Source organism: Cryobacterium sp. Y11, assembly GCF_002929535.1.
Classification (GTDB): domain Bacteria; phylum Actinomycetota; class Actinomycetes; order Actinomycetales; family Microbacteriaceae; genus Cryobacterium.
The window spans coordinates 129,478-146,475 of record NZ_PJJO01000052.1 but is presented as its reverse complement, the minus strand read 5'-3'; the positions used below and the strand labels follow the sequence as shown (position 1 = coordinate 146,475).

At 63.4% G+C, this 16,998-nt stretch carries 16 protein-coding genes and 1 pseudogene; 5 read left to right on the top strand and 12 right to left on the bottom strand.

The genetic code is table 11. The annotated features are described in order from the left end of the window. Positions 1–84 precede the first annotated feature (84 nt). Positions 85–1,455: pseudogene (locus CXY75_RS06500) on the top strand (DEAD/DEAH box helicase); the annotation flags it as partial. 131 nt (positions 1,456–1,586) lie between these two features. On the opposite strand, the gene mgrA reads toward CXY75_RS06500, so the two are convergent. From mgrA to CXY75_RS06470, 6 genes are all read right to left on the bottom strand, one after another. Beyond that, positions 1,587–2,612: an L-glyceraldehyde 3-phosphate reductase gene (gene mgrA, locus CXY75_RS06495; protein ID WP_104082013.1), complete on the bottom strand. Its 1,026-nt coding sequence runs from the start codon at positions 2,610–2,612 to the stop codon at positions 1,587–1,589. Between the two features lie 28 nt (positions 2,613–2,640). Further along, on the bottom strand, positions 2,641–2,925 hold the full coding sequence (locus tag CXY75_RS06490; RefSeq protein ID WP_146069387.1) for a hypothetical protein: 285 nt from the start codon (positions 2,923–2,925) through the stop codon (positions 2,641–2,643). 8 nt (positions 2,926–2,933) lie between these two features. Continuing rightward, positions 2,934–4,379: a bifunctional PIG-L family deacetylase/class I SAM-dependent methyltransferase gene (locus CXY75_RS06485; RefSeq protein ID WP_104082011.1), complete on the bottom strand. Its 1,446-nt coding sequence runs from the start codon at positions 4,377–4,379 to the stop codon at positions 2,934–2,936. Further along, entirely contained in the window at positions 4,373–4,624 is a 252-nt protein-coding gene (locus CXY75_RS06480; protein ID WP_104082010.1) for a hypothetical protein, read from the bottom strand. The genes CXY75_RS06485 and CXY75_RS06480 overlap by 7 nt, the downstream gene beginning before the upstream one ends. A 44-nt stretch (positions 4,625–4,668) precedes the next feature. After that, positions 4,669–5,151, bottom strand: coding sequence for a Dps family protein (locus CXY75_RS06475; protein ID WP_104082009.1), 483 nt, complete (start codon positions 5,149–5,151; stop codon positions 4,669–4,671). 114 nt (positions 5,152–5,265) lie between these two features. Next, on the bottom strand, positions 5,266–5,562 hold the full coding sequence (locus CXY75_RS06470) for a hypothetical protein (protein ID WP_104082008.1): 297 nt from the start codon (positions 5,560–5,562) through the stop codon (positions 5,266–5,268). A 205-nt stretch (positions 5,563–5,767) separates the two neighbouring features. Between CXY75_RS06470 and CXY75_RS06465 the strand changes: the two genes are divergently transcribed. Further along, complete coding sequence (locus CXY75_RS06465) at positions 5,768–6,145, top strand: hypothetical protein (protein ID WP_104082007.1); 378 nt, start codon at positions 5,768–5,770, stop codon at positions 6,143–6,145. Here CXY75_RS06465 and CXY75_RS06460 read toward each other — a convergent pair. From CXY75_RS06460 to CXY75_RS06445, 4 genes are all read right to left on the bottom strand, one after another. After that, positions 6,106–7,035 (bottom strand): DarT ssDNA thymidine ADP-ribosyltransferase family protein, encoded by a 930-nt coding sequence (locus CXY75_RS06460; protein WP_104082006.1) that lies wholly within the window; start codon positions 7,033–7,035, stop codon positions 6,106–6,108. The genes CXY75_RS06465 and CXY75_RS06460 overlap by 40 nt on opposite strands. A gap of 104 nt (positions 7,036–7,139) precedes the next feature. Further along, positions 7,140–7,820: an HAD-IA family hydrolase gene (locus CXY75_RS06455; RefSeq protein ID WP_104082005.1), complete on the bottom strand. Its 681-nt coding sequence runs from the start codon at positions 7,818–7,820 to the stop codon at positions 7,140–7,142. A gap of 64 nt (positions 7,821–7,884) precedes the next feature. Next, complete coding sequence (locus CXY75_RS06450) at positions 7,885–8,640, bottom strand: endonuclease/exonuclease/phosphatase family protein (RefSeq protein WP_104082004.1); 756 nt, start codon at positions 8,638–8,640, stop codon at positions 7,885–7,887. 110 nt (positions 8,641–8,750) lie between these two features. Continuing rightward, positions 8,751–10,070, bottom strand: a complete 1,320-nt coding sequence (locus CXY75_RS06445) for a short-chain fatty acid transporter (protein ID WP_104082003.1) — start codon at positions 10,068–10,070, stop codon at positions 8,751–8,753. 211 nt (positions 10,071–10,281) lie between these two features. Between CXY75_RS06445 and CXY75_RS06440 the strand changes: the two genes are divergently transcribed. Then, the gene (locus CXY75_RS06440; protein WP_104082002.1) at positions 10,282–10,881 is read left to right on the top strand and encodes a histidine phosphatase family protein; all 600 of its coding nucleotides are present in this window, start codon (positions 10,282–10,284) and stop codon (positions 10,879–10,881) included. Here CXY75_RS06440 and CXY75_RS06435 read toward each other — a convergent pair whose 3' ends face one another. Next, positions 10,882–11,172, bottom strand: a complete 291-nt coding sequence (locus CXY75_RS06435) for a hypothetical protein (RefSeq protein WP_104082001.1) — start codon at positions 11,170–11,172, stop codon at positions 10,882–10,884. It abuts the gene before it with no gap. A 67-nt stretch (positions 11,173–11,239) separates the two neighbouring features. Between CXY75_RS06435 and CXY75_RS06430 the strand changes: the two genes are divergently transcribed. Together CXY75_RS06430 and CXY75_RS06425 are read left to right on the top strand one after the other, a co-directional pair. Then, positions 11,240–11,512: a glutaredoxin domain-containing protein gene (locus CXY75_RS06430; protein ID WP_104082000.1), complete on the top strand. Its 273-nt coding sequence runs from the start codon at positions 11,240–11,242 to the stop codon at positions 11,510–11,512. A gap of 118 nt (positions 11,513–11,630) precedes the next feature. After that, positions 11,631–11,954 carry a hypothetical protein gene (locus CXY75_RS06425; RefSeq protein WP_146069386.1) on the top strand — a complete coding sequence of 108 codons (324 nt, stop codon included), beginning with the start codon at positions 11,631–11,633 and terminating at the stop codon, positions 11,952–11,954. A gap of 48 nt (positions 11,955–12,002) precedes the next feature. On the opposite strand, the gene CXY75_RS06420 is transcribed toward CXY75_RS06425, so the two are convergent. Continuing rightward, complete coding sequence (locus CXY75_RS06420; RefSeq protein WP_104081998.1) at positions 12,003–16,799, bottom strand: NAD-glutamate dehydrogenase; 4,797 nt, start codon at positions 16,797–16,799, stop codon at positions 12,003–12,005. Positions 16,800–16,998 lie beyond the last annotated feature (199 nt).

The window sequence follows — 16,998 nt, the reverse complement described above, 5'->3', positions numbered from 1 at the left end:
CGGATTCGCCGGCGGGGCTTTTTCAGATCCAGGCATCGTCACCGACGATGACGCCGCCATCGTCAAATAACGCGACGGACAACACCCTACCAACAGGAGGGGTTCGCCTGGCTCGCGTTCCTCTGGAAGCATCAGCTCGGCGGGGTGCTCGCCGACGACATGGGGCTGGGCAAGACCCTGCAAACCCTCGCGCTGCTGGTGCACGCGCACACCACGGCGCCGTTTCTGGTGGTGGCGCCGACATCCGTTGTGGCCAACTGGCTCAACGAGGCAACCCACTTCACGCCCGGGCTGCGGGTGCGCACACTCACCGCCACCGAGGCGAAAAGCGGCCGACTGATAGCGGATGCCGCCACCGACGTTGACGTGCTCGTCACCTCCTACGCGCTGTTCCGTCTCGATTTCGACGCGTACCAGGCGGTGACCTGGGCCGGCCTCATTCTCGACGAGGCGCAATTTGTGAAGAACCGCACCAGCCGCGCCTATGCCTGCGCCAAGGAGCTGAACACACCCTTCAAACTGGCCATCACCGGCACTCCGATCGAGAACAACCTGATGGACCTGTGGTCGCTGTTCAGCATCGTGGCGCCCGGCCTGTTCGCATCATCACGCAAATTCACCGAGGACTATGTGCGGCCGGTGACCCGGGGCGAGAGCCCGGAGCGACTCGCGAAGCTGCGCCGACGCATCCGCCCGCTGATTTTGCGCCGCACCAAGGACGTCGTTGCTCGCGATCTGCCGCCCAAGCAGGAGCAGGAGCTACAGATCGCCCTGAACCCGGCACACCAGAAGCTCTATGACACTTTTCTGCAGCGGGAACGGCAGAAACTGTACGGGCTGATCGAGGAGCTCGACAAGAACCGGTTCATCATTTTTCGCTCGCTCACCCTGCTGCGGCTGCTGAGCCTTGACGCCTCACTCGTCGATAAGAAGTATGCCGGCGTGCGCTCGAGCAAGCTCGACGCCCTGTTCGAGCGGCTCGACGACGTCATCTCCGAGGGGCACAAGGCCCTGGTTTTCAGCCAGTTCACCTCGTTTTTGAAGCTCGTCGCTGCCCGGCTCGATGCGCTGGGTGTTCCGTATTGCTATCTCGACGGGTCGACGCTGCGGCGCAGCGAGGTGATCGACCGGTTCAAGAGCGGCGTGGCCCCGGTGTTTTTGATCAGTCTCAAGGCCGGCGGATTCGGCCTCAACTTGACCGAAGCCGACTACGTTTTTCTGCTCGACCCATGGTGGAATCCGCAAACGGAGGCGCAGGCCATCGACCGCACCCACCGCATCGGCCAGACCCGCAATGTCATGGTCTACCGGCTCGTCGCCACCGGCACCATCGAGGAGAAAGTGATGGCCCTCAAAGCGCAGAAGGCCCAGTTATTCACCGCGGTGCTCGACGACGACGCCATGTTCAGCACCGCGCTGACCGCGGACGACATTCGTGGGCTGCTCGAGCCCTGACCGCGGTCCGGCGCATAACTCCTGCAATTTGCGGGCGAACTGCTCCAAACCGGCTGTTTGGGGCCGACCAGGATTTTCTGCAGGAGTTATGCGCTAGCGAGCCAGCATCTGCTCACGCTGGCTCGGCAGGGCTAGACGTTGCTGGACGCCGCCCAGAGGTTGATGCCGTTGTCGACGGCGTGCACGTCGATGGCGGTCAGCTCCTCTGCACTGAACTCGAGGTTCTGCAGTGCCCCCACGTTGGTTTCGAGCTGGGCTACCGACGATGCTCCGATGAGCGCACTCGTCACTTCGGAGCTGCGCAGAACCCAGGCCAAGGCCATCTGAGCGAGCGACTGACCGCGCTCGGAGGCGATCTCGGTCAACGCCCGAATGTGCCCCAGCGCCTCGGTGCTCACCATGGACTTTTTCGCCGAACCCTCCCGCGCCACGCGCGAGTCCGCCGGGATACCCCCGAGGTAGCGGTCGGTGAGCAGACCCTGGGCCAGCGGCGAGAACGCGATGCAGCCGGCTCCGATGTCGTCGAGGGTGTCAAGCAGGTCGTCCTCGACCCACCGGTTGAACATGGAATAGGAGGGCTGGTGAATCAGCAGCGGCGTACCGAGGTCGGCCAGAATCGTCGCGGCCTGTCGGGTGCGCTCCGGCGAGTAGGACGAGATGCCGGCGTAGAGGGCGCGGCCGCTCGTGACGGCGGTGTGCAGCGCGCCCATGGTCTCTTCGAGCGGGGTGTCTGGATCGGCGCGGTGGGAGTAGAAGATGTCGACGTAGTCGACTCCCATGCGGCTAAGTGACTGGTCCAGGCTCGACAGCAGGTATTTGCGGCTGCCGAAGTTGCCGTAGGGGCCCGGCCACATGTCGTAACCGGCCTTGGTCGAGAGCACAACCTCGTCGCGGTGCGCCGCGAAGTCCTCGCGAAATAACTGGCCGAAGTTCGTTTCGGCCGAGCCGTAGGGGGGGCCGTAGTTGTTAGCGAGGTCGAAATGGGTGATGCCGAGGTCGAAGGCGCGGCGCAGAATGGCCCGCTGCGTTGCGAGTGGTTTGTCATCGCCGAAGTTCTGCCACAGCCCGAGGGAGATGGCCGGAAGTTTGAGGCCGCTGCGCCCGGCGCGACGGTAGGGCATGGACTCGTATCGAGAGTCGTTAGCAAGATAAGTCATCTGACCATGATCCCATTATTTTGTGTTGCTACGCCAGATGCGCCGCCCATTTCGGCTTCGTTGCGTTCGGCGTCGACGTGATCGCGCAGGTAGCCGGCGAATCCTCCCGGCGCTGATCGCGCTGCACTCGATCCAGCGCCTGCCGAACCCCCTCACGGCGAGCCACCCCCACCGCTTCAGCCTCGATCTCGTGGCGAATGAAGTCTCTCCACTGTGTGGCCACGCGTGCCGACAGGTCGGTGCGGTGATCGAGAACAAGGAGCACGGGAACGACGATCGCCACGGCGTTGATAGGCTCGGCGTCGATAGGCACGGGACCCGTCACGGGACCAAGCCGTCTCGTTGGGCCACCGACAGGGCAGGGCGGGGCTCGTAGACCTCCAGCACGAAATCACGTTCCAGATGATGCACCGTGCGCTGCAGCCCGACCACGTGGGTGAGCTGGGCGTGAACGGCGTCACCGGTGAGCGGGTATTCGGCCACCGGATGCCGCCAGTGACAAGCCACGAGCACGCCACCGGGCGCGAGACTGGCCCGGCACCGTTCGAGCAGGCTGCGCAAGTCGGTTTCCGAGCAGTAGTACCCCATTTCCGACAGCACGATCAGCCCGAACTCCCCGTCCGGCCAATCCCCCGGCAGCGTTCTACATTCAAACCTCACATTGGAGCGCCCTGCCAGTCGTTCTCGCGCAATGCCGAGAGGCTTTTCGACCACATCGATTCCCAGCAGGGAATCGCAGCGGTCGGCCAGTTCGGCGGTGAGCACGCCGGTTGAGCAGCCCAGTTCGAGCGCTGTGCCGAACCGTTGCCGGGGCAGAGCCGCAATCAGTGCCGCTCGTTTGCGCTTCTCGTACCAGCGGGATTCAAAGCCCCACGGGTCGGATCCCGAGGCATAGAGGTCATCAAAAAACGGGGCCGTGAGGCTCTGATTCGAGTCGGCCTTGGCCGGAGTGACGCCGCGCGCCGGCTTCGGCGCACGAGGACGCTCGGTTAAAGATTCGGTCGCGACGGGCAGCTTTTTCTCCAGAAGCGTTTCGAAGTCCCGAGCGAAGTGCGCTCGAAAGCCGGCCGACAGAATCGCTTCATCACCGGGAGAATCCGACAGGGGCCCGACCTGGCTGCGCTGCAATGCCAGGGCGCGAGCTTTAGATTTACGTTCCGCCGCAATCAGGGGAAACACCCGCACGGTCTCGCCGGACCACACCGCGGCATCCGGGGTCGACCAATGCCAGGCCCAGATCGGGTATTCAAACAGACGCGCACGACCGTGACGCGCCGCACGCTCTGCGGCCGCACTGGCCGCGGCATGATCCGGATGCCCATCGGCCCGCCACGGCGCCATGATCCAGGTGGAGTCGCCAGCAGCACCAATCGCCTCCGCGATCGCAGCCTCGGCGATGTCCACGTGCTCGGACAATTGGCCATCGGGCAGTTCAAGCAGGTGTACCTGGGCGTTGGGAGCCAGGTGGGCGAGGGCATCCGTCACCTCGATGCGGCGGATCTGTGCGAGCCGGGCTGCGTCATGAGTCGGTGATTGCGGATGCGACGCCTCACCGTTGCTGAGCACAATAACAACGATCGGCAGGGGAAGCTGCGCAACGTGAGCGATCAATCCACCGACCCCGAGGCTTTCGTCGTCGGGGTGCGCTGCGATGACGACGAGGCGCTCGAGGCCGGCCAGGTTTAGCTGGCCAAAGTGATCCGGCCAGTTGGCTGCCTCCCAGATTTTCTCCGGCGTCCCGCTGTCGGAATGATCGAAATTCACCATGGTGTATTCCCCCTCGTGACGAGCATCTGACCCAACGCAGCATCATCGCGTTCGGCGTGGTATTGGCGCACATATAGTTGCAGGTCGGCCAGCGGACACCACGGCTTGCTGCCATCGAGCCGCCACCGGTCGCCGAACCGGGTGGCCGTGAGAAGCGCGCCGGGCATCTCGGCTGCGAACACTCCCCAGGTCTGCTCTGGCCGCGTTGGGTGACCAGCCGTGTGCAGGTTCGATGCAAGCGTCATGACACCCCTCTCAACTCATGAAGCGCCCTCGTGAACGGCGTGGGTCAAGAGGCCGTGGACGTGGCCGTGCGGCGCTTACGCGGTTTGCGGTTCTCAGCGCTGACCATCCAGGAATACTGCTCGAGCTTCTCGATGAACGCGTGCAAGAGGTCGGCGCTCGTTGGGTCTTCCTCATCGATCTCATCGTGCACCTTGCGCATGTTGTCGACGGTAGCGTCGAGCCGTTCGGTGATGAGCGTCACCGTCTCGGTCGTGTCGACTTCGCCATCGGGAAACTTCGGCAGGTTGGTGGTTGCGGTGACCGTCTCGCTGCGGCCATCTGGCATGGCGTCGAGGGCGCGCATCCGCTCGGCAACTTCATCGGAGAATTCGCGGGCATCCAGGATGATCTCGTCGAGTTGCAGGTGCAGGTCGCGAAAGTTCTTGCCGACGACGCTCCAGTGCGCCTGTTTGCCCTGCACGTGCAACTCGATCAGGTCGACCAGAATAGATTGTAAGTTTTTGCTGAGTGTTTCCGAGGCTTGCATGGTGTCCTCTCAAGTGTGGGTAATTGCGACGCGACCATATCACCGGAGTCGATTTCCGGGCCAGAATGCCACCACCTGCCGCGGATCGCAGACCCGAATTGCTACCCCTCGGACTCACGCGTCCTTCGGTGCTTTCGCCTGCCGCGGGGCGCGCGGTGTGCTGTACTTCTTGTGCACGGTCTGCGGGGCTGTGCCGAGGATGCGCGCGATCTCCGCCCAGGTACAGCCGCCGTCCCGCATCGCGGCGACCGAGGCGCTCACGCGCAGGTTGGCTTCTTTGCGGTCGAGGATCGCGCGTTCCAGGTCACGTTCCAGCGCCCGATAGGGACGGGCTATGTGTTCAATCGATCGCTCGCCGGAGTCTGTCTCATTGGCGGACCCGTCGGAATTACTCGGGGCAATATTGGTCATCGGCAACCCTTCCTCTGAAGAAATGTAGGCCGACGCCGACGCCACGTCAACCGGTTTGCATAAACACGCTGACGCATCCGCTAATTAGGATGTGGTCGGGAATTCGAACGTGAGTGCGTGTGTGGCAGAATCGTCTGCATGACACTCGAGCGGAGCCCCGGAACGGTCGTTTCGGTCAGCCGCGACGACCAGCGGAATCGACCTGATGACCCTACCGCTCGGTACTCTGCTGCACGTTGGAGAGATGGCCGTGGTCACCATCACCGGCATGCGCAGCCCGTGCTCGTTCATTAGTAGCTACCAAAAAAGCCTGATGAAGCAGCTCATCAGAACGAATGCCGCCGGCAGCGTCGAGCGCCGCGGTGGCATTATGGGTGTCGTCACCGTCGGCGGTGAGGTGACTCCCGGCGACTCCATCCGGGTGCAGCCGCCCGCCGGCGAGCACCTCGCTCTCGGGGTCGTCTCGCGCAACCGCCCGCCGCATGGCCGGGTCGCGAAGACCGGTCACACCATTCGTGGAAGGTCGCGACGGGCGGATTTTCGCTACTGCGCGTCAGCGGAGCTGTGGAACCACGGCGGGTAGACCGCAACCTTGGGCTTGAACGAGCTGGCCTTCAAGATGCCTCGCACGGTCTCACGCACGTTGTCATTGCAGACGCCGATGAGCGTAATGAGCTCCATCGGCACGGCATCGGGCACGAGCAGTTCGGCTTCGAGAATCATCTCGCCGTCTGCTTCGGCTCGCAGGGTCTGCAGCATGCGTTCAGCCGTCGCCGGCGTGGCGCCGAACCGGGTCAGCGCGTTCGAGGCGTCACCGTTGGTGACGGCGACCACGGGAATGACGCGAGGGGTCTCGTCGTCGGGAACATCAGCATCCGCCGCCGGCGACGCAGCGAGGGCCGCGATTCCCGCGTTGATCTTCTTGACCGTGCTGACGAGCATGATGAAATCAAAGGCTTCTGAACCATGCTCGTCGAGAGCCAGGCGCGCATCGGCAGCCTCGGCACGCACACTCTCCCAGACGGTCGCGTTCGGCGAGAGAAAGAACGGCACGTAGGCGGCGATGCTGCGGCCGTCGCCGGCGACGCGGGCTTCCCGGCGGGATTCCCGCGTCGCGGGAGCCGAGATATCCACAGCCGGGCGCGTGGTGAGAGCCTCGTTGGCCAGCAGGCTCCCGTCCTGCAAAATCGCGGCGAGGTTGCTGATGTGGGTGAGGTGGTAGACACGCTGCTCGTCCACGTTGTCCGTGGAGACCGTGACGGCGGGCACAGCACGCACGGACCGGGCGGCGGGAGGGCGCGTGGCCGGCGCGCTCCGAGTCGTCGGGGCGACGACCTCTGGCCGAGGGTCGCGCAGTGACGACAGCTTCACGGCGCGCACACGCTTAACAGGAACAGCGGGCTCCGTGATGGCTTTGGGAAAGCAGAGGGCGCATAACTGGCCCTCGAGTCCGTGGATGCATTCGTCGTCCAAGTGCCAAAACCTTTCGTTGCGAAGGTTAGCGCAGTCCGGAAAAGCCGAACGCGCATACCGCCTATCAACGTTACGTTCATTTGGGCGGCAGCGGTGACCGTTCTTTAGTTTTCGGGCGGCCCAACATGAACAACGAGGCCCGCCTCGGTGACCTCAATGCGCAGGTGATCGAGCCCGGGAACGATCAAATCGGCATCCAGCCCGGCCGCGGGATACGTTCCCACGACGCCGATCGTGGTGCAGCCGGCCGAGCGACCGGCCTGGAGTCCCGCCGGCGCATCCTCAATCACCAGGCAGCGAAGCGGGTCGAACCCCAGCCGCGCCGCGCCCGTCAGAAACGGCTCGGGATTGGGCTTGCCGAGGGGCGTGTCGTCGATTGTCACGATCACCTCTGGTGCCGGAAAAGCGGATGCCGCCAGCCGAGCCACGGCCAGCGGCCGCGCGCAGGACGTGACGATCGCGCGCCGAGCTTCCGGCAGGCTCAGCATCAGCGCCGCCGCCCCTGGAAGCACGGTGATGTCGTTGGTGTCCTGGATTTCCAGGGTCAGAACGCGCGCGATCGCCTCGTCGACCCGGTCGGCCGGCACGAGTTCCTCGATAATGTCGCGCGCCGGACGGCCGTGAGCGGTGTCGTTTTTTGCCACGCCCCATTCGCTGGCCCAGGTGGCCCAGGCGCGGTTGACAGCTGGCGTCGAGTCGATCAGGGTGCCATCCATGTCGAAGAGCACCGCGTCGAAGGTGCGTCCCTGCAAAACGTTGTCGGTGGTCGAGCTCGTGTGGGGCATCCACTGTCCTTTCGTCGGGCGTTAGTTCAACGCTAGTCGACGAACGACCGGGGCCCGTTGGGGGCTAGATGCTGAAGTCGGCGTCCTCAAACGACGGGAAGGCGGCGGGGTCGGCAACGTGATGCGCGGCATGCGTCTGCATGATCGGCTCATCGAGATAGGTCGCCGTCACCAGAATGGGCATGTGATCGGAGGTGCCCTGCGGCAGGGTCTCGACATTGATGATTGCCACGCCCATCGAGGTTGCCAGATCGAAGTGTCCGCGAAAGAACTTATAACGAGTGTAGGTGCGCGTGTCACTGAGGGTGAGATCGTAACCGGATTGGTTCACCTTGTGGCCGAGTTTGCCCTGAAAAATCGGATAGTTATAGTCCCCGACCATCAGGGTCGGCAGACCGGGGCCAAGAATGCTCAGTTCTTCGTGGGCCGTGCGAATCTGCTTGCGGCGTAGGGAGTTGAGGGCGGTCAGCGGCGCTGCGTGGAAGGATGCTACGACCAGCTCACGCTGCGCGACATTATCGATCAGTCGGGTGGCGATCAGCCGCTCGTGCGCTGGCGCCGCGAGGTGATCGTGCAGCGACTTTTTGAGCGCAAAGGCCTGCGTCTTGACCGCCGTGAAGCGGTCCCTGTTGTAGTAGATGGCCAGGCCGAGTCGGTTGCGGCGGGTCGAGTCGGCCAGGTGCAGATTGCCGACCTCGGCCGGCAGGTCGATCGTGTTGCACTCTTGCAGGCACAGAATGTTCGGACTGTAACGTTCGGCCAATGCGACAAGTTCGCCGCTGGCACGATTCTTGCGGAGGTTGTAGCTAATGACCCTCATGGCACCCGTCTCAGACTTGATGGCTAGGCATCAAGCCTACGACTCTCTCCGCGGTTGAAAATGAACTTCCATCGTCACGTGCAATATACGCAGGCGGCATCCAGTCTCGGCTAGCCCGCTCCGACGATGAACATGGTGGCGATGAAAACGAGACCGGCAGCCAGAAATGTGATCGTGGTGTAGCCCAGAATGTCGCGCATCTTCAGCCCGGCGATCGCCAGTAGGGGCAGCGCCCAGAATGGCTGGATCATATTGGTCCATTGGTCACCATAAGAAACAGCCATGATGGCAACCGAGGGGTCGACGCCGAGGCGATCGGCGGCGTCGAGCATGATGGGACCCTGCACCGCGAACTGGCCGCCGCCGGAGGGTACGAAAAAGTTCACCAGTCCGGCCGCGAGCAGGGCCATTACGCCGAAGGTCGCCGGAGTCGACACGTTGACGAAGAAGTCGGAGAACACTTCGATCAACCCGGATCCGACCATCATGCCGAGGATGCCTGCGTAGAGCGGAAACTGCAGCAAAATATCGCCGACATTGGAGGCGGCATCTTTGGTGAGCCGAATCAGCTCAAACGGATTCCGCACGAGCAGAAATATCAGCGCAAGAAACGACCAGTTGACGATGTCGAGGGTGAGGGTTCCCCCCTCCACGAAGTGGATGACCAAATAGGCCACGAGCGCGAGCCCAACGATCAGGGTCAGGATGCGGCTGGCATCGAGCCGGTCAGCGGGCGTCACGATCTTTTCCTCGGCGACCTGTTTCACCCGCGCATCGACCTCGAGCACGAAGATGGGAGCGTTGCGTCTGGGGGCGACAAGGGCCAGGGCGAGCGCCACCACCAGGATGGTACTGATGGCGGCCGTTATATTCCACACGGAGAATGTAGTGTCCCCGAGCGGAATCGTGCGGCCGAGGTGCTCGGCGAGAAAGGATCCGTCCGTGGCTGCGGTGAGCGGCCCCGACCCGGAATAGCCCATGTGCCAGATCACGAAGCCGGAGTAGCCGGCAGCGACAAGAAGCGGAAAGTGCACCGGAACACCCTTAGCCCGCAGCTGAAAAGCAACTTCCTTGGCGAGCAACCCACCGACGACAAGGCCGAGACCCCAAGTAATGAGGCACGCCACCGCAGCGACCGTAAACACAAAAACGTAGGCCTGCAACGCCGTGCGCGGCACGCCGCCCAGACGCACGAGCAGCCGGTGCATCAGGGTGGTATTGGCCAGAATATGACCAAGCAAGAGCACAAGCGCCATCTGCGTCATGAAGGAGAGCAGGCCGGCGAGCCCGTCACCCCAGCTGCGCACGACAACGATCAGGCCGGAATTGGTCAGCGTCAGAGCGAGAATGGCCACGATCACGGTGAGCACGATTACGAAGACCAGGGCGCTTGGAATGAATCGTTCGACTAGCGAGTTGATGGGGCGCATAAACGCGGCAGCCGGTCCGGTGGCGCGTTTTTCGCTGGTAGATGACACGAAGTATCCCCTAATTTGCTACAACATTGTGGCTCAGCGCGACTGCACTGGTCTTAAGAACGTAGCAGGCCGATCATGGTCACCCCCGGGCGAGGCGCCGCTCTCTTACCGAAAAGTAGACTTGGGGGGCCGCAGCGTTCTGCGGCGAACACGAGGGAGCCGCATGACCCAGAACGATATCGTTCTCGTTCGCCACGGACAAACCGACTGGAGCATCTCCGGCCAGCACACCGGACGCACCGACGTTCCCCTGACCGATTTTGGCCGTGCGCAAGCGGATGCCCTCGGCGAGATGCTCGACGGCCAACACTTTGATCGGGTCTATTCCAGCCCGCTCGTGCGCGCCTGGGAGACCATGGAACGAGCAGGCTACGCCAGCCAGGGCGTGGCGAGCGACGACGTGCTCGAATGGGACTATGGGGTCTATGAGGGCCGCCGCACCATCGACATCCGCTTGGAAATACCGGGCTGGACAGTGTGGGAGAACCCAATTTTCGGCGGTGAGACCGTTGAGGAGGTGGGTGCACGCGCCGATCTCGCGATCGAGGAATGCCTGGCCGCCGAGGGCCGCGTGGCTATTTTTGCCCATGGCCATTTTCTGCGCGTAATGGCCGCGCGCTGGATGGGCCTGCCGGCGATCGCGGGCAAGAGCCTCAGCCTCGGCACCGCGACCGTTTCCACGCTCGGCTGGGAACGCGAGACTCGCGTGTTGCAGATGTGGAACGATGCCTGCCACCTGAGCTCGATGGACCCGGTCGTCTAGCTAGCGCACCGGTACCCAGGTACCCTTGACGCGCTCCGTGACCAGCGACGCCCGCAACTCGGCGACGATCCGCAGGTCCGCCACCACGTGGGCGCCGATCTGCAGGGCCGCCGCCGAGTCATCCGCTGCGAAACGCACGATAATCCGGGCCGCGCCGGCGACGATGGTGAGGTCGGAGGCCTCCACCGTGGTGAATTCGGCCGCTGCTGCTGCCGCACGGGGCACGACCGAGGCTGGCGCGGTTCCCGGGTGCAGGGAGTCGATACTCATGGTGACGCGATAAGAAGGCATGGTTTGAGGGTACGGGCAGCGGATGCCTACCCACGGCACACTCAGGCGCCCGGCCTAAGATTGTCGCATGACGCAAACCACTACCCCCGCTGGTCGAATCACGATGTACGGAGCGGAGTGGTGCGGCGACTGCCGCCGTTCCAAGTCATTGCTCGACCGTCTCGAGGTGGACTACGACTACGTCGATCTGCTACTCGTCGATGAGGGGGCAGACCGGGCCCGCGCCATCAGCGGGCGCACCAACATTCCCGTCATCGTGTTTCCCGACGACACTCATATGGTCGAGCCGAGCGACGCCGAGGTGCGCACCAAGCTCGTGGCGCTCGGCCGCATCAGCTGACGCAGCAACCCACCAGCGTGAGCTGACCGGCTTCGGCGAGCGGATGGCCGCGGCCGGCTCGCCACAGATACCGGTGGCGTTCGTGATACTGTCAGCGCAGATAGCACGGGGGGTCGCCATGCACGCAACGGTCACACAGAGCTCGCGCCGCGTTCCCCTGTCGCTGTGGCTGAGCATGGTCTTGTTCGTGCTGTATAGCGCCCTTGGCATTGCAGTGTGCGTATCGATCGCGACCGACCCACTCGTTCTGGTGGCACTGCTGACCGTGTCGCCACTCCTGTTCATCGGCATGGTCGTCTCCGTGGTCGACATCGTGCGCACCCGCACGCGCGGCGACGCCGACCAGTCTTACACCCGCCTGCAGTGGGTGGGCCTTGCCCTCTTGGTCGTGGCGATGCCGATCTGGATGGCCATCGCCATCCTGGTCGCCACGCTGGCTTAGCTTCTGCACGCGCACGAGTGGGGCGCCCGGGTCGGGCGCCCCACTCGGTTAGCGGCGCACGATCGAGCGCAGCAGGCGCACGGCCACCGAGAGCGAAGCCATGTCGTCTTGAGCGAGCGAGTTGACCTCTTCGAAAACGCTGCGAGCACGGCCGAGCTGTTCGGCGTTTCGCGCTTCCCAGGCGAGGAGCCGCTCGTCGGGAGCGCCGGCATCCGTTTCATCGAGCACTGCCCTGGTCATATCGGCGACGGTCGAGTACAGGTCGTCGCGCAGGGCTGCGCGCGCGAGGGCCTGCCAGCGGTCCTTGCGCGGGAGGGCCGTGATGCGCTCAAGGAGGTTGTCGACGCCAAACCGGTTGTAAACCTCGTAATACACGGCGGCAACATCGGCAATCGGTGCGTTCGCCTTGGCGGCGATCTGGGCCACATCGAGCAATGCGTACGCCTCGAACAGCTCAGACCAGCGCCGACCGAGGCCTTCAGGCACGCCCCAGTCGCGGGCCTGCTCACCCTGAGTCTCGAGACGCTTCAGGTCGTTGCCCTGCAGGTAGTCGCCGAGGTGCGCTCGCATCAACGCGATCTGCGGCTTGTACTTCGCAATTACGTCCGCGACCGGTATCGATCCTCCGTGATTGACCTGCCAGCGCACTGCGCGGTCCAGCAGCCGGCGAATATCGAGGTGAATCGCCGACCACTTATCGGTCGGGAACGACGACGGCAGTGCGTTGAGCTCGTCAACCATGCTGTCAAGCTCAAATATTTCACGCAGGGCCACGAAGGCGCGCGCGATGGTCGCCTCGTTGGCCGAGGTCTCCTCCATGACGCGGAAGGCGAAGGTGATTCCGCCCAGGTTGATCATGTCGTTGGCGACAACGGTCGCGATAATCTCCCGGCGAAGCGGATGCGTGTCCAGCTCGGCATCGAAACGTTCAGACAAGTGACTCGGGAAGTAGCGCCGCAGGACGCCGCCAAACCACGGGTCGTCGGCCAGATCGCTGTCGCGGAGCGCGTTGGCCAACTCGATTTTGGCGTAGGCGGCGAGCACGCTCAACTCGGGGCTGGTGAGCCCCTGACCCTGGTCGAGACGTTCCCGCAGCATGGCCGTCGTCGGTAGGGCCTCGAGGTCACGCTGCAGATCGCCGGACTTTTCCAGCCAGTTCATCAGGCGCTCGTAGCTCGGGCTCCAGTTGTTGACGAGCACCCGATCGTTGAGCAGCAGGATGTTCTGATCGACGTTGTCGACGAGAACCAGGCGACCCACCTCATCGGTCATCTCGGCCAGGAATTTGGCCCGTTCGGCCGGGTCGAGCTTGCGGGCGGCGACCATGCGGTCCACGAAGATTTTAATGTTGACTTCGTGGTCGGAGCAGTCGACTCCGGCCGAGTTATCGATCGCATCGGTGTTCAGGATGACGCCGCCCCGGGCGGCCTCAATGCGCCCGAGCTGGGTGAAACCGAGGTTGCCGCCCTCGCCGACGACCTTGACCCGCAAGTCCTTGCCGTCGACTCGAATGGCATCGTTGGCCTTGTCGCCGACTTGAGCCGCAGTTTCGGTGCTCGCCTTGACGTAGGTGCCGATGCCGCCGTTGTAGAGCAGATCGGTAGGGGCCAGCAGAATCGCCCGCAGCAATTCGGGCGGGCTCAGCTGGGTCGTGCCGGCCGGCAAGCCAAGCACGACCTGCACCTCGGCCGAAATGGGAACGACCTTGGACTGGCGGGCAAAGACGCCGCCGCCCGTGCTGATCAGGGTGGCGTCATAGTCGGCCCAGGACGAACGCGGCAGCTCGAACAGCCGCTCGCGCTCGGCAAAGGAGAGCGCAGGGTCGGGGTTCGGATCAAGGAAGATGTGCCGGTGGTCGAATGCTGCGACCAATTTGGTGTGCTTTGAGAGCAGCATTCCGTTGCCGAACACGTCGCCAGACATGTCGCCGACGCCGACCACTGTAAATTCCTCGGACTGGGCGTCGACGCCAAGTTCGCTGAAGTGGCGCTTGACCGACTCCCACGCACCCTTAGCCGTGATGCCCATTTCTTTATGGTCGTAGCCGACCGAACCGCCAGAAGCGAAGGCATCACCCAGCCAGAACCCATACTCAGCGGCGAGCTCGTTGGCGATGTCGGAGAAGGATGCCGTTCCCTTGTCGGCCGCGACGACGAGGTAGGTGTCGGCGTCGTCGTGGCTGACAACACGGGCGGGCGGGACAACCTGTTCACCCTCGGGCGTTGCGACAAGGTTGTCGGTCAAATCGAGCAACCCGCGCACGAAGGTTTGGTAACTTTCGATGCCCTCGGCCATCCAGGCTGCCCGGTCTACCAAGGGGTCTGGCAGTTTCTTAGCGAAAAATCCGCCCTTGGCACCGGTCGGCACGATGACGGCGTTCTTGACCGTTTGCGCCTTGACCAGGCCGAGCACCTCGGTGCGAAAGTCTTCTCGGCGGTCCGACCAGCGCAGCCCGCCACGGGCCACCTTGCCAAACCGCAGATGCACGCCCTCCACCCGCGGCGAGTACACCCAGATTTCGTACATGGGCTTGGGCGATGGCATCTGCTCGATCTGTGACGGGTCGAGTTTGATGCTCAGGTACGGCTTGTACTGAAAGAAGTTCGTGCGCAGTGACGCCTCAATCAGGGTGATGAGCGTGCGCAGCACGCGGTCGGCGTCGAGGGTGGCGACCTGTTCCATGGCCAGCGTGAGTCGTTCGCGCACGTCGGCGACGCGCAGCATCCGCTCGTCGTCGGTCACATCGGGGTCGAATCGGGCCTCGAACAGTGCCACCAAGCCGAGCGTCACGGCCGGGTTGTGCAGCAGGGCGTTGGCGACGAAGCCGTAGGAGTTGATGTTACCGATCTGCCGCAGGTACTTGGCGTAGCTGCGCAGAATGACAACGCGGTGCCACGGCAAGCCGTCTTGCAGAACGAGGCGGTCGAGACTGTCCGACTCAATGGCTCCACCGATTGCAGCGCCGAACGAATCGGCCAAGAGTGCGCCGGTGGCGATCGGGTCGACTCCGGCCGGGTAGTGCAGGCCCAGGTCGTAGAGGTAGAAGCGGCGCCCATTGGAAGTCTCAATGTCGAATGGCACCTCGTCGAGCACCTCGATGCCGAGATTCTGCAGAAACGGCAGAATCTGACTGAGACTCTTTGGCTCGGTCATGTACAGCTTGATGCGGGCGTCTTCGCCGGGGTCGCCGGCCGTTTTGGGCAGGTAGACGTGCAGCCCGGGGCGGGTGTGGCCGCCAACGGCGGTGCCTACCTGCGCAGCACAGGCCTCGAACCGCCCAATATCTTCGAGAGCGTCGGTGATCTCGTAGTCGACCCGGTAGCTGTCGGGAAAGGCCTCGGCCCAGACATCGGCCAGGCGCTTGGCCTCGTCGACCGAGTGCGTCTCGCGCAGTTCGTCGCTGATGCCTTCGGGCCAGGAGCGCACCGCCATGGCGAGACGGTGCTCTAGCGCTGCAGCATCCACCGTTTCGACCGACACGTCCTTGGGCAAACGGATGCGATAGAACAGCCGAGCAAGCGCCGATTCGGTCATCCGCGCCTCGAAGTCGAGCGACTCCGACTGGAAGGTTTCTTGCAGTTCTTTTTCGATGCGCAGCCGCACGGCGGTGTTGTAGCGGTCACGTGGCAGGTAGACCAGGGCCGACATAAACCGGCCGTAGATGTCGGGTCGCAAAAACAGTCGGGTACGACGTCGCTCCTGCAGACGTTGAATGGCGAGCGACGCGGTGACGAGCTCTGGCACCTCGATCTGGAACAGCTCGTCACGCGGGTAGGTCTCCATGATGCCGAGCAGGTCTTTGCCGCTGTGTGACTCGAGCGGAAAACCGACCTCGGTCATGACGGCCTTAACCTTTTCGCGCAGCACCGGTACGGCGGTGACCGAGCTGGTGTAGGCGCTCGCGGCGAACAGGCCGATGAAACGCTGTTCGCCATTGACCTGACCGGCGGCGTCGAAACTCTTGATGCCGATGTAGTCGAAATAGGCCGGACGGTGCACGGTGGAGCGCGAGTTCGCTTTGGTGATCACCAGGGCGGTGCGCTCGCGGGCTTTCTGCCGGCCGGCATCCGTTAGATGCTGAACCTGGTGGCGGTCATCGGCGGATCGCAGCAGGCCGAGGCCGCTATCGTCGATCAGGGTTAGTACGTCTTCGCCGCCCAGAGTTTCGAGGTTGTATTCGCGGTAGCCGAGAAAGGTGAAGTTTCCCTCGTCGAGCCACTGCAGCAGCTGCTGAGTCTGGGTCAGGTCCTTGATCTGCTCCGCCGCGACAATGGTGTCGAGCGCTTGGGCGATCTGCATGGCTTTGCTTCGCATTAGCGGCCAGTCCGCGACGGCCGCGCGAACGTCGCCCAAAACGGCGGTCACACCGGCGATAAGCAAAGCCTGTCGTTCGTCGCTCGCGCTGTCAATCTCAATCGCGATCCACGATTCAAGGTGCGAGGCGTCATCCCCGGTCGCGATCAGGTGCGCAATGTTAGGCATGGCCGAGGTGTCACCGCTGGAGACGCCGACACCGGCCGGAATGCGATTGATGTCGACAAGTTCGTTGCTGGCTTTGCTGCGGGCAACGATGAGCAGCGGGTGCACGACGAGGTGAATGGCGGAGTGCTGACGCACCAGCTCGGCGGTGACCGAGTCGACCAGAAAGGGCATGTCGTCGGTGACGATATAGACGACGCTGCGACCGGGCTCATTGCGAATCTCGACCGTAGCCGTCTTCGGAACCCGATGCTGCGCGATTTGCCAATGGGCTCGCGCTCGGGCATCTAACAGTTGCGGGGAATAGTTCGCCGCGTCTTCATCAGTCAAATGCTCATAGTAATCGGCTGTGAAGGGCTCGAGCATGGGCTCGAGTGGGGATGAATCCAGTGGGAATGAACCAGTCGGGGACAGACCCGTTGGGGTGAAACTAGACGACATCGAAAAAACGCCTCCATCAAATACGTGTGCAGGGCTCCTGCGACGGGCACTTCGGTGTGCCCCGCCGAACTCAATCCTGGACTTCCCTTACTTTTCCATCGTAGCGCCGGCCCCTACGCGCGAG